At 62.6% G+C, this 13,071-nt stretch carries 11 protein-coding genes; 5 read left to right on the top strand and 6 right to left on the bottom strand.

All coding sequences use genetic code 11. The features are described 5' to 3' along the window. Nucleotides 1-822: 822 nt before the first annotated feature. Nucleotides 823-2,265 (bottom strand): aldehyde dehydrogenase family protein, encoded by a 1,443-nt coding sequence (locus tag CWC48_RS02855; protein WP_100491301.1) that lies wholly within the window; start codon nt 2,263-2,265, stop codon nt 823-825. Continuing rightward, a complete protein-coding gene (locus CWC48_RS02850; RefSeq protein ID WP_100491300.1) occupies nt 2,262-3,887 on the bottom strand; it encodes a 5-guanidino-2-oxopentanoate decarboxylase in 1,626 nt (541 codons plus the stop codon). The genes CWC48_RS02855 and CWC48_RS02850 overlap by 4 nt, the downstream gene beginning before the upstream one ends. Nucleotides 3,888-3,998: 111 nt before the next feature. Here CWC48_RS02850 and CWC48_RS02845 point away from each other — a divergent pair, with 111 nt between their 5' ends. Then, entirely contained in the window at nt 3,999-4,874 is an 876-nt protein-coding gene (locus tag CWC48_RS02845) for a LysR substrate-binding domain-containing protein (protein WP_099494376.1), read from the top strand. A 75-nt stretch (nt 4,875-4,949) separates the two neighbouring features. Here CWC48_RS02845 and CWC48_RS02840 read toward each other — a convergent pair whose 3' ends face one another. Together CWC48_RS02840 and CWC48_RS02835 are read right to left on the bottom strand one after the other, a co-directional pair. Then, entirely contained in the window at nt 4,950-5,564 is a 615-nt protein-coding gene (locus CWC48_RS02840; RefSeq protein WP_099494377.1) for an NAD(P)-dependent oxidoreductase, read from the bottom strand. 33 nt (nt 5,565-5,597) lie between these two features. Then, nucleotides 5,598-6,464 carry an MBL fold metallo-hydrolase gene (locus CWC48_RS02835; protein WP_078047387.1) on the bottom strand — a complete coding sequence of 289 codons (867 nt, stop codon included), beginning with the start codon at nt 6,462-6,464 and terminating at the stop codon, nt 5,598-5,600. Nucleotides 6,465-6,568: 104 nt separating this feature from the next. Between CWC48_RS02835 and CWC48_RS02830 the strand changes: the two genes are divergently transcribed. Continuing rightward, nucleotides 6,569-7,474 (top strand): LysR family transcriptional regulator, encoded by a 906-nt coding sequence (locus tag CWC48_RS02830; RefSeq protein ID WP_100491299.1) that lies wholly within the window; start codon nt 6,569-6,571, stop codon nt 7,472-7,474. A gap of 100 nt (nt 7,475-7,574) precedes the next feature. Beyond that, nucleotides 7,575-7,751, top strand: a complete 177-nt coding sequence (locus CWC48_RS30320) for a hypothetical protein (RefSeq protein WP_177409469.1) — start codon at nt 7,575-7,577, stop codon at nt 7,749-7,751. Nucleotides 7,752-7,795: 44 nt separating this feature from the next. On the opposite strand, the gene CWC48_RS02825 is transcribed toward CWC48_RS30320, so the two are convergent. Continuing rightward, nucleotides 7,796-8,674 (bottom strand): helix-turn-helix domain-containing protein, encoded by an 879-nt coding sequence (locus CWC48_RS02825; protein WP_099494378.1) that lies wholly within the window; start codon nt 8,672-8,674, stop codon nt 7,796-7,798. 189 nt (nt 8,675-8,863) lie between these two features. Here CWC48_RS02825 and pobA point away from each other — a divergent pair, with 189 nt between their 5' ends. Together pobA and CWC48_RS02815 are read left to right on the top strand one after the other, a co-directional pair. Further along, complete coding sequence (pobA, locus tag CWC48_RS02820) at nt 8,864-10,048, top strand: 4-hydroxybenzoate 3-monooxygenase (protein ID WP_177409522.1); 1,185 nt, start codon at nt 8,864-8,866, stop codon at nt 10,046-10,048. A 66-nt stretch (nt 10,049-10,114) separates the two neighbouring features. Next, entirely contained in the window at nt 10,115-11,632 is a 1,518-nt protein-coding gene (locus CWC48_RS02815) for an MDR family MFS transporter (protein WP_078050882.1), read from the top strand. A 566-nt stretch (nt 11,633-12,198) separates the two neighbouring features. On the opposite strand, the gene CWC48_RS02810 is transcribed toward CWC48_RS02815, so the two are convergent. Next, a complete protein-coding gene (locus CWC48_RS02810; protein ID WP_100491297.1) occupies nt 12,199-13,038 on the bottom strand; it encodes a cache domain-containing protein in 840 nt (279 codons plus the stop codon). Between the last annotated feature and the right edge of the window lie 33 nt (nt 13,039-13,071).

Raw genomic sequence — 13,071 nt, 5'->3', positions numbered from 1 at the left:
AACAGCCGACCACAATCTAACTGTCCCTCCGCGATCCAAAAATGTGGGAGCTGGCTTGCCTGCGAAAGCGGCCTCACAGCCGACCACAATCTAACTGTCCCCCCCGCGATTCAAAAATGTGGGAGCTGGCTTGCCTGCGAAAGCGGCCTGACAGCCGACCACAATCTAACTGTCGCCCCGCGATCCAAAAATGTGGGAGCTGGCTTGCCTGCGAAGACGGCCTGACAGCCGACCACAATCTAACTGTCCCCCCGCGATTCAAAAATGTGGGAGCTGGCTTGCCTGCGAAGGCGGCCTGACAGCCGACCACGATCTAACTGTCCCCCCGCGATCCAAAAATGTGGGAGCTGGCTTGCCTGCGAAGACGGCCTAACAGCCGACCACGATCTAACTGTCACCCCGCGATTCAAAAATGTGGGAGCTGGCTTGCCTGCGAAGGCGGCCTGACAGCCGACCAGAATGTTGGATCTGACCGGGTACATATCCGTTATTTGGGTAACGGCTGCTAATGGTTCCGCCCTTACGGCGGCTCACTTTGGAAAAGCCCCAAAGTAAGCAAAGGGCTCTTGCCCCAACACTCGGCACCTCGCTTAGGCTCGGTGTGCCCGTAATCCGACAGGTATTTGGGGGGCCGCCGCCACGCGCCATCCATGGCGCGGGGCGGCTAAACCGGCATCCCTGCCGGTTTACCCCCCAAATCCCTGTCGAATTCCGGCCAGCGTGTTTGACGGGGCGCCTGAGATCAAAAGCAGGATCAAGATCAAAAGCAGGATCAAGATCAAGATCACGAGCAACAGCGGCTCGCTTCGCATTGTGGTTAGGTTAGTTGGAGCTGATCACGTGTTTGATCTCTTGAAACGTGGCGAGTCCCCACGGGCCTAGTTCGCGGCCGATGCTGCTTTGTTTGTAACCGCCCCACGCGGTCTGCGGGAAGATGACTTGCGGTGCGTTGATCCACACCAGGCCGGCTTGCAAGGCATTGGCGACGCGTTCGGCGCTCTCGGTATGGGTGCTGACGACGCTGGCGACGAGGCCGAACTCACTGGCATTGGCCAGGGCGATGGCGTCTTCCTCAGAGGCAAAACGGCGGACACACAGGACTGGGCCGAAGATTTCTTCGTTCCACAGTGCGCTGTCCAGTGGCACATCGGCGAACACGGTGGGGCGAATGAAGAAGCCCTTGGGCAAATCTGCCGGGCGTTTACCGCCGCAGAGCAAACGGGCGCCGTCTTCGATGCCGCGCTGGATATGCCCCAGCACCCGCTGATACTGCACGCGGTTGATCAGCGCGCCCATTTCTACTCCATCGGCAAAGGGGTCGGCCACGCGAATGCTTTCAGCGCGTGCCTGCACACGCCGCAGGAATTCATCCGCCAGGCTGTCAGCCACCAATACGCGGCTGGTGGCGGAGCACATCTGGCCGGCGTTGAAAAATCCGCCGCCACAGGCCAGTTCCACCGCCAGGTCCAGGTCGGCATCCGCCAGCACCAACAATGAAGATTTGCCGCCCAATTCCAGGCTCACGCCCTTGATGGTTTCGGCCGCGCGTTGCATCACCTGCACGCCGACGGCGTTACTGCCGGTGAAGGAGATCTTCGCGACGCGAGGGTCTGCCGCCAACGGCGCGCCGACGTCCAGGCCTGTGCCGCAGACCAGGTTGAATACCCCAGCCGGCACGCCGGCCTCGGCGATAATCCGCGCCAATTGCAACTCGGCCAAGGGCGTGACTTCCGACGGTTTGAGCACCACGCAGCAACCGGCAGCCAGGGCCGGGGCGAGTTTCCAGGCGGTGGTCACCATCGGGAAATTCCACGGCACGATCAGCCCCACCACGCCGCACGGTTCACGGCGCAGGCGTGCGCGGAAGTTGTCACTGGGCAGCGTCACCGCGCGGTCCTGGCCGGCGTCCATGTCGTCGGCTACCGTGGCGTAATACTCGAAGGTGGCGATCACGTCGTCCACATCGATCGCGGCTTCAAACAGCGGCTTGCCGTTATTGCTCGACTGCAGGTGCATCAGTTGTTCACGCTGCTCGCTGACGCCCTGGGCGATCTTGCGCAGCAGGGCGGCACGATCGCGGCCGGTGCTTTTCGACCAGTCGCCAAAGGCTGCGCTGGCGGCGCCGACCGCCCGCTTCACTGCCGGCGCATCGCCCACGCTGACCTGGGCCAGCAGCGCCTCGGTGGCCGGGTTGATCACCTCAATGACGTCATGACCGGCATGCCACGCGCCGTCGATGTAGATCCCGTCCAATACCGCGCTCATACCGCCACCTCCTTCATCCACAGCCCTTGGTCGATTTCGATCAGCGTCGGCCCCTGGCGATCGGCGGCGCTGCGCAATGCTGTGCGCAGTTGCTCGATGCCCTGGATGCTTTCGGCCGTACAGCCCAGCGCCTTGGCCACGCCGATGAAGTCCGGGGTGTAGATGTCCACGCCGACCGGCTCGATGGCGCGGTTGACCATGTATTTCTTGATCTCTTCATAGCCGTGGTTATTCCACAGCAACACGATGACGGGCGTGCGCGCTTCCACGGCGCTGGCCAGTTCCGGCAAGGTGAATTGCAGGCCGCCGTCGCCGATCAGGCACACCACCGGTTGCCCGTCGCCGCGTCCCAGCCAGGCGCCGATGGCAGCGGGCAGGGCATAGCCGAGGGTGCCATAGCCGGTGGACGAATTGAACCAGCGGCGTGGGTGGTCGAGGTTCAGAGTGAGGTTGCCGCTGTACACCGGTTGGGTCGAGTCGCCGACCAGCACGGCGTTGGGCAATGTCTCCAGGACGGTAGTGAGGAACAGCGTTTGCGCGCGGGTGGCGGCGTCCCAGGCAGGGTTCAGCTCGGCCCACAGGCGTGCCACACGGTCAGCGCCCCAGGCACTGTTGCATGGCGGCAATGGCTGGCTGCTCAGCTCGGCGAGCAAGGCTTCGGCGGCAATGTGCGCATCGGCTACCAAGGCGACGTGCGGCGGGTAGTTGCGTACGGTCTGGTCCGGGTCGATGTCGATACGCAGCAAGGCCCCGGGAATCTCGAAGCCGCCGGCGAAGGTGACGTCGTAGTCGGTTTCCGCCAGCTCGGTGCCGATGGCCAGCACCACGTCGGCTTCGGCCACCAGCGCGCGGGTGGCGATCAGGGTCTGGGTCGAGCCGATCAACAGCGGGTGACGGGCCGGCAGCAGGCCTTTGGCGTTGATGGTCAGGGCCACGGGCGCGCCGAGCGCCTCGGCCAATTGCGTCAGTGCGGGGGCGGCGTCGATGGCGCCGCCACCGGCGAGAATCAAGGGCCGCTTGGCGGCGGCGAGCAACTGGCTCATCTGCTTGACCGCCGACGGCGCCGCACCGGCACGGGCCACGCTGACCGGCTCACTGCCCAGCAGTGCATCGGCATTTTCCACCAGTACATCCAGCGGGATTTCGATGTGCACCGGGCGGGGGCGTCCGGCCTGGAACAACGCAAACGCCCGCGCCAGCACACCGGGCAATTCCGCCGCCGACATCAAGGTATGGGAGAACGCCGCCACGCCGGCCATCATCGCGCCCTGGTTCGGCAGCTCATGCAACTTGCCGCGCCCGCCGCCCAATTGGCTACGTGACTGCACGCTGGAGATCACCAGCATCGGGATCGAGTCGGCGTAGGCCTGGCCCATGGCGGTGGTGATATTGGTCATGCCGGGGCCGGTAATGATGAAGCACACGCCGGGCTTGCCACTGGTACGCGCATAACCGTCGGCCATGAAGCCGGCGCCCTGTTCGTGGCGCGGGGTGACGTGACGGATGCTGGAGCGGGCCAGGCCGCGGTACAGCTCCACGGTGTGCACGCCGGGGATGCCAAACACCTGGTCCACGCCATAGCCTTCCAGGAGGTTGACCAATACTTCGCCGCAGGTCGCCATACATGTCGCTCTTATTGTTGAGGTGAGGCGTTATTGGACCGGCTGGCCCGTAGCGGCAACAATCGATAAAAAGTCATACTAGCCATGTCCTCACGTCATGGCTCAGCCCTTATGAAACGCCTTCCGCCGCTGCCCGCGTTGCACACCTTCTGGGTCACGGCCCAGTGCTGCAACTTCACCCGCGCCGCCGAGCAACTGCACATCACCCAGGGCGCGGTGAGCCGGCAGATTGCCGGGCTGGAAAGCCATTTGGGCTACGCGCTGTTCCAACGCCAGGCGCGGGGCTTGAGCCTGACCGAAGAAGGCCGCGAATGGTCCCTGCGCGCACACCAGGTGTTTGGCCTGATCGGCGAGGCGGTCGAGCAGATCGGCAGTCGCCGCCAGACCCTGCAACTCAAGGCCTCCACCTGTGTGATGCGCTGGCTGCTGCCACGCCTGATGCAATGGCAGAAGGAGCGCCCGGACGTCCCCGTGGAACTCACCACCACCGTGGCCTACACCGTGGACTTTCGCCGCGAGCAATTCGACGCAGCGGTGATCTACGCACCCATCGCCGAGCAGTCGGCGCAGGCGCGGCATTTGTTCGATGAACAACTCACCCCGGTGTGCGCGCCGGCTTTGCTCGGTGCCTTGCACACACCAGCAGACCTGCAGCAACAAGTGCTGCTGCACCCCACGCGGGATGAGCGGGATTGGGCGCTGTGGCTGAAGGCGGCGAATACGCGACTGAGCAATTTGAGCCAGGGGCATCATTTTGAAACGCTGGACTTGGCGATGACGGTGGCGTCCCAAGGTTCCGGCGTGGCAATTGGCGACAGTGCGTTGATTGGCGAGGATTTGAAGGCAGGGCGGTTGGCGACGCCGTTTGAACTGAGGGTGCCGACGGGGATGGGGTATTACCTGGTGTATCCACCGGGTACCGAGCCTTCGGCAGGGCTGGAGGCCCTGATGAACTGGCTGGTCATGAACGCCAAATCCCCGTTGTAGGAGCCCGGCTTGCCGGCGATGGCGACCTTGAAATCGCCATCGCCGGCAAGCCGGGCTCCTACAAGGGAGGGGGTGTCAGTAGCCGACGGTGAAGCGTTGGCGCGAGTGCTTGGGTGTTTCCACTTCGTCGATCAGGGCGATGGCGTAGTCGGCAAAGCTGATCCAGCTGCGGCCTTCACTGCTCACCAGCAGATCGTCCTGGCCCACACGGAATGTGCCGGTGCGCTCGGTTTCGACGAATTCCGCCGAGGGCGACAGGAAGGTCCAATCCAGCTCTTTTTCCTGACGCAGCGTGTCGAGAAACGCTGCCCCTGCGCTGGCTTCGGCTTTGTACTCCGCCGGGAAACCTTCGCTGTCGATCACCCGACCGCCACCCGGCAGCAGCAGTGAACCGGCACCGCCCACCACCAGCAAGCGTTTCACCCCGGCTTTCTTCACCGGCCCGATCACGGCTGGGGCGGGCAGGGTGGCGAAATGCGCCGCGCTGATCACCACGTCGCTGCCGCTCACGGCCTGTTGCAGGGCGGCGGCATCCAGTGCATCCACTTGCTTGACGGTGACGCCAGGGCGCGCCGCCAGCGTGTCGGTATTACGCGCAATGGCCACAACGCTATGCCCACGGCGCAAGGCTTCTTCCAACAGTTGGCTACCCGCACGGCCGGTGGCCCCAATGATTGCGATCTTGCTCATGTCGTTCTCCAGTTCGTCAGGGGTTAAAACCCATCACCACTTCATCTCGCCCTTGGCGACTTTGGCGCCGAGTTCCAGCGAGCTTTCGTCGGCAAGGGTGGGATAACGCTTTTTCATGGCCGTGATCAGGGCGGCGGAGTCCTTGGCCCTGGCGGTCTCGGCGTCGAAGGCCTTGATGTAGTCGGCGGTAAAGGCCACGGATTTCAGTGACGGTGTGCCCAGGTAGTGGCCCGGGATCACGGTGCGCGGTTTCAGCTCTTCGATGCGCTGCAGGGTAGCCAGCCAATCTTTATGGGATTGCTCGCTCTGGGTGTCAGCCATCCACACGTGAATGTTTTCGGCGACAACCACGCCGCCGACCACGGCCTTGATCGACGGGATCCACACAAAGGTGCGATCCGGCTGCGGGCCGTCCAGGCCGATCACGTCCAACTGCTGGCCTTCCAGGCTCAGGCTGTGGCCTTGGAGTACCTGCGGCACGATGGTCTTGGCGGGTTTGTCGGCCCCCATTTTCGGGCCCCAGAACTCAAGTTTGCCGGCCACGGTCGCCTTGATGTGGTCGACCACGGGTTGCGGGGCCAGCACGTTTGCGTCGGGGAAGGCCGCCGTGAGTGTGTCGAGGCCGAAGTAGTAGTCCGGGTCGCCGTGGCTGATGTAGATGGTGGTGAGGTGTTTGCCGCTGGCGCGGATCTTCTGCACCAGTTGCTCGGCCTGGCCTTTGCCGAATTGGGCGTCTACCAGGATTGCGTCCTTGGCCCCGCTGACCAGCACTGAGCTGACCGGGAAGATTGCCGCTTCGCCGGGGTTGTACACCTCCAGGCTCAGGTCGGCGGCGGTCGCATGGGCGGCAAAGGCCAGGGCGGCGGTCGCCAGGGTCAAGCGCTTGAAGGTTGAGAACATCGGGTAGCTCCAGCATCGGTAAGGGATGCACAGAGCTTAGTTGCACAAAACCAGACTAAAAATGCGATGCTGGGACATAGTTTGTTTCTAAAATCGGGCAAATCATGGATCGTCTTCAAGCAATGCGCGTGTTTGTCACGGTGGTGGACCTGGGCAGCCAGTCCGCCGCGGCCGATCATCTGGACCTCTCGCGCCCAGTGGTGTCACGCTACCTGGCCGAGCTGGAAGACTGGGTCGGCGCGCGCCTGCTGCACCGCACCACGCGCAAGCTGAGCCTCACGGCGGCGGGGATTGAAACCCTGCCACGCTGTCGGCAAATGCTGGAACTGAGCAGCGATATGCAGGCCGCCGTCAGCGAGCCCGATGACGCGCCACGGGGTCTGCTGCGCCTGAGTGTCAGCACCTCGTTCGGCCAGGCGCAATTGGCCGAGGCCATCGCTGAATACGTCAGGCGCTACCCGCTGGTGACCGTTGACCTGCAAATGCTCGACCGCACCGTAAACCTGGTGGATGAGCGCATCGACCTGGCCATCCGTACCAGCAACGACCTGGACCCCAACCTCATTGCCCGACGCCTCACCGTTTGTCGCTCCGTGGTGTGCGCCTCGCAGGCCTATTTACAGGCCCATCCGGCGCCGCAGAAAGTCGAAGACCTCGCAGGGCATAACTGCCTCACCCATTCCTACTTCGGCAAAAGCCTGTGGCATTTCGAAGAAGGCGGCGAGCACGTCTCGGTGCCCATCAACGGCAACATCACCTCCAACGAAGCCAGCACCCTGCTGCGCGTGACGCTGGCCGGGGCCGGGGTGTCGATGCTGCCCAGCTACCAGGCCGGCGATTACATCCGACGCGGCGAACTGGTCCGCCTGCTGCCCGAGGCCGAGCCCCGGCAGATGAACATCTACGCCGTGTACGCCTCGCGCAAGCACATGCCTTCGGCGCTGCGCAGCCTGCTGGATTTCCTGGTGCTGAGGTTCCCGGAAGAGCCCGCGTGGGACGTCGGTCTCTAGGCCGACATAAAGAGGTTGAATGTCGCCCGATAATGGCAACTTGGCGCTGTTGACCTATGCTTTGAATAGCACCGTGTAGATCCGCTCAGAGGTCTGTGCCATGAGCATTAAAACCAGAAAGTACCTGATGATTGTCAGCCTGTGCGCCATCGCCAGCGCGCTTTACGGGACCGCCGCCTACCGCGTGGAGCAGACCCGTATGCAGCCAACCTTTGCGATCAGCTGCCATCAGGATCAATGCGTTCCCCATACCGGCAGCTTCAGCGCTTTGCGTTAAAAGCGGACAGCCGGGCATCTGAAAGTGGGAGCGGGCTTCCACACTCAATTGGGTGGTGCTTCGGTTTTCAGTTGCTCGCGAAACGCCTTCGGTGAGAACCCGACCCGGCGACGGAACAGTCGAGAGAAGTTGGTCGGGTCGGAAAAACCCAACACCTCCGACATTTCATTGATGGTCATGCTGGTGTAGGTCAGCAAGCGCTTGGCCTCCAGCAGTTGGCGATCGTGCATGATCTGCAGCGCAGGCTGCCCACCCAATTCCCGACACGTGCCGTTCAGGTGAGAGACCGAGATGCCCAGTTTGTGGGCCAGGTCTTCGATCTTCGGGTGTTCGCGGTAATGCTGCTCGACCAACTGGGTAAAGCGTCGAAAGTACTCGCGCCCCCTCGGCGCCCGTGGGTGGCGACGCTGGATGGCCTGGCGGCTGATCCACACCAGCAGCACGCTGACCAGTGCATGCATCATCATGTCCCGTGCCGGCTGTTCGTCGGCGTATTCATCCTGCAGGCGCGCGAACTGGCTGTTCAGGTAGTCACTGTCCTTGCCCGCCGGGTAGTTGCCCAGCGCCTGCAAGCCGTCCACCGTGGTGCCCAGCTGGGTTTGCAAGTGGCTGACCAGTGGCGCGGCGAGCGTCACCACGTAGCCTTCGACGTCCTCGGAAAAACGAAACCCGTGCACGCACAGCGGCGGCAATACCTGCAATGTCGCTTCGTTCAGGGTGGAGCGCTGGCCTTCGATTTCCAACTCTGCCTGGCCTTTGTGCACATACAGCAATTGGCACAGGTCCGCGTGCCGGTGGGGCTGGATTTCCCACTGGTATTCCCGACTGCGCCGGGAAATGGTTTCACAGTGCAACAAATCGGGGGTCGGCCATTGCTGGTTTTCCCCGTAAAGCTTGAAGACCGGAATCGCGGTTTTGGTCATGGTTTCAGTCCGATACCCAGGAGAGTGGTGCGGTAATCGCCCCGATTGGCAAAAAGCGCAGGCTTTGGCTCAGTTTTCACCTTCTTATACCGACCACTCAAGTGAAAAATGTCAGCTACAAGACCAATGACAATTCTTTCACCCTATCCGTTCGGGTGGAGCTTGCGGGCGATAAAAATAATGAAAATGCTGAAAACCCAAGTCGCCATTATCGGCGCCGGTCCCTCGGGACTGTTGCTCGGCCAACTGCTGCACAACGCCGGTATCGAGACCCTTATCCTAGAGCGCCAGAGCGCCGATTACGTGCAAGGCCGTATCCGTGCCGGGGTGCTGGAGCAAGGCATGGTCGACCTGCTGAGGCAGGCGGGCGTCAACCACCGTATGGATAGCGAAGGCCTGGTGCATGACGGGTTCGAATTGGCACTGAACGGACAGCTTACCCACATCGACCTCAAGGCGCTGACCGGTGGCCAGTCGGTGATGATCTACGGCCAGACCGAAGTCACCCGCGACCTCATGGCCGCCCGCGCCGCCGCAGGCGCCACTACCCTGTATGAAGCCAGCCATGTGCAGCCCCACGGGCTCAAAAGTGATCAGCCCTGGCTGACCTTTGAACATCAGGGCGAGGCCTATCGCTTGGAGTGCGACTACATCGCGGGGTGCGATGGTTTCCACGGTGTCGCGCGTCAATCAATCCCAGCCGAATCGCTCAGCGTCTTCGAACGGGTCTATCCTTTTGGTTGGTTGGGCATCCTCGCCGACACACCGCCGGTGCACGCGGAGTTGGTGTATGCCAAACACCCGCGTGGCTTTGCCTTGTGCAGCATGCGTTCACCGACCCGCAGCCGTTATTACCTGCAGGTGCCGGTGGACGAACCGATTGATGAATGGCCCGATGCGCGCTTCTGGGACGAACTGAAAACGCGTCTGCCCAGCCACCTCGCCGAGGGCTTGGTCACCGGCCCCTCGATCGAAAAAAGCATCGCGCCGCTGCGCAGTTTCGTGGTGGAGCCGATGCAGTATGGGCGCCTGTTCCTGCTGGGGGATGCGGCGCACATCGTGCCGCCCACCGGCGCCAAGGGCTTGAACCTGGCGGCCAGTGATGTGAGCACGCTGTATCGGATCTTGCTCAAGGTCTACGGCGAAGGGCGCGTGGACTTGCTGGAACGCTACTCCGCCATCTGCCTGCGGCGGGTGTGGAAAGCCGAGCGGTTTTCCTGGTGGATGACCTCGATGCTGCATCAGTTTCCCGAGGCAGACGGCTTCAGCCAGCGCATCGCCGAAAGTGAACTTGAGTACTTCATCCACTCCGAGGCAGGGCGCACGACCATCGCGGAAAATTACGTCGGACTTCCTTACGAAGCTATCGAATAGCCTGCTATCGTATCGAGCATTCCCGTGGGCCGCCTTTTCCCACGGGCCCTGCTCGAAGGTTCTGCCGTGACGCACCTTAACCCGCCCGTTCCGCCGCTGCCTGCTGTGCGCAGCATCCTCGCCTCACTGATGATGGCGATCTTCCTGGGGGCCCTGGACCAGACCATTGTCGCCGTGTCCATGCCCGCTATCTCCGCCCAGTTCCATGACGTCAACCTGCTGGCCTGGGTCATCTCCGGCTACATGGTGGCGATGACCGTGGCGGTGCCGATCTACGGCAAGCTCGGCGACCTCTACGGGCGGCGGCCGATGATGCTGATCGGCATGGGCCTGTTCACCCTGGCCTCGCTGTTCTGCGGCATGGCGCAAAGCATGGAGCAACTGGTGCTGGCGCGGATCCTCCAGGGCATCGGCGCCGGCGGCATGATCTCGGTGAGCCAGGCGATCATCGGCGACATCATCCCGCCCCGCGAACGCGGGCGCTACCAGGGCTATTTCAGCAGCATGTACGCGGTGGCCAGCGTCGCCGGGCCGGTGCTCGGCGGCTACATGACCGAGTACCTGTCGTGGCGCTGGGTGTTCCTGATCAACCTGCCCTTGGGCGCCGGCGCCTGGTACGTGGCCCATCGCACCCTGGTCGGGCTGCCGGTACCGCAGCGCAAGCCGATCATCGATTACCTCGGCACCGTGCTCATGATCATCGGCCTGACCGCCTTGCTGCTGGGCATCACCGAAATCGGCCAGGGCCACCCTTGGCGTGACGACGAAGTGCTGGGGCTGTTGCTGGCTGCTCTGGTGGCGTTGACGTTATTCGTGTGGCACGAGCGCCGTGCACGCGAGCCGCTGCTGCCGATGCACCTGTTCGCTAACCGCAGTGCGGTGTTGTGCTGGTGCACGATCTTTTTCACCAGTTTCCAGGCGATTTCCCTGACGGTACTGATGCCCTTGCGTTATCAGACCGTGACCGGCTCCGGTGCCGACAGCGCGGCCCTGCACCTGCTGCCGCTGGCCATGGGCTTGCCGATGGGCGCCTATTTTGCCGGGCGCATGACGTCGGTGACCGGGCGCTATAAACCGATGATCCTCAGCGGTGCGCTGCTGAGCCCCTTCGCGATCCTCGGCATGGCCCTGAGCGCGCCCCAGGCAGTGGGGCTGACGGCGATGTTCATGCTGCTGTGCGGGATCGCCGCCGGCATGCAATTCCCCACTTCGTTGGTGGGCACACAAAACTCGGTGGACCAGCGCGACATCGGCGTCGCCACCAGCACCACCAACCTGTTCCGCTCCCTTGGTGGAGCAGTAGGGGTAGCGTGCATGTCGGCGCTGCTGCTGGCGCTGCTGCAGGACTCCAGCTTCGCCCACCTGGCCAGCGGTGCACCTTTGGCGGAAGGCACCTCCGGCAACGTACTGCTCGACGGCCTCAACGCCGCCCCCGGCCCGGCGCAAGACGCCCTGCGCGCAGAACTGGCAGTGACGTTCAGGCATTTGCTGATGGTGAGCGCAGCAGTGTCCCTGCTGGGCCTCGCAGCGGCAATCGCAATGCCGAACCGAGTGCTACGCGGCCGTGAGGACAAGGCTAAATAACTGCAGGAACACTAAACAGCCACCAACGCAACCGTACCCACGATGCGAAGCGAGCCGCCCTTGATCTTGATCTTGATCTTGATCTCGCTTTTGATCTCAGGCGCCCCGTCAAACACGCTGGCCGGAATTCGACAGGGATTTGGGGGGTAAACCGGCAGGGATGCCGGTTTAGCCGCCCCGCGCCATGGATGGCGCGTGGCGGCGGCCCCCCAAATACCTGTCGGATTACGGGCACACCGAGCCTAGGCGAGGTGCCGAGTGTTGGGGCAAGAGCCCTTTGGTTACTTTGGGGCTTTTCCAAAGTGACCCGCCGTAAGGGCGGAACCCATAGCAGCCGTTACCTGAATAACGGATATGTACTTGGTCTGATCCAACATCCAGGTCGGCTGTCAGGCCGCCTTCGCAGGCAAGCCAGCTCCCACATTTGGATCGCGGGATGACAGTTAGATTGTGGTTGGCTGTCAGGCCGCCATCGCTGGCAAGCCAGCTCCTACAGTTTTGGATCGGGGGGGGGCAGCGAAATTGGGGGAGCAACCCCCCACAGACCATCGCATTTCAAGACCCCATCAAGGGCTGTAATACCCCACCGCAACCATGAAATGCCCCGCCTTGCGCACATACGCATGCTTATTCTCAACCTTATCGGTCACCGGGTTCTTCCAACGGTACTTGTATTCCCCCTGATCCTGCTCCGCCATCAGCTTGAGAATCGGCTCCCCAACCGGCCTCCCGTCCGGGTCCTTGATCTTGCTGAAGTCAGTGTTGACCAGCCGCAGATTAGTGCCGTGGGCCACATAGCGCTGGGTATCCAGGTCGACCACAAACACATAGAGATCATCCTGCAAGAATCCCCCCTGCAATGAGTTGATGGCCTTGAGCGTACCGGTTTCATCCTTGAGCAACGCGTTCACCGCCTTGTTGCGCAAGGCCCTGGCCTGTTCCGGCGTAGCCCGTGGCAAGTAATAACCCACCGCCAGAATGCGTTCGCCCACGCGCTGATAAAACACATGTTTATGCTCGACCTTGCCGTCGTTCCAGTTCTGCCAGCGGTAATCGGCCTGCTGGATGCCCTGGCCTTCCGGGCGCTTGAGTGCGTCCTTGAACGACTGGCGCAAATCCGGGCCCAGCACTTCAGACACATCGCGGCCGATCAAGGCGGAGGAGGGCCCGCCACTGGCCAGCAGCACGCCCTGGGTGTCGACCACAAACACATAGCGGTCGTGGTCGACGAATTCGCCCTGCCGGCTAAAAGCGGCAAAGGCCCTGTCGCCGTTGCTCTGGTAGTAAGCCAAGGCTTTTTCCAGCAGCGCCTTGGCCGCCTGCGCGTCCTCATCCTGAGTCGTCGCGGCGTGCACCTGGCTGAAACACAACAGCAGCAGCCAGCTGAGTCGGAGCAGTCCCTTCATGGCCCATCCCTCGTTATTGTTGGTGTGACCACA

The sequence above is a fragment of the Pseudomonas sp. S10E 269 genome (assembly GCF_002798465.1).
Classification (GTDB): Bacteria; Pseudomonadota; Gammaproteobacteria; order Pseudomonadales; family Pseudomonadaceae; genus Aquipseudomonas; species Aquipseudomonas pergaminensis.
The sequence above is the reverse complement of the archived record's forward strand: the minus strand, read 5'-3'. Positions and strand labels throughout refer to the sequence as shown.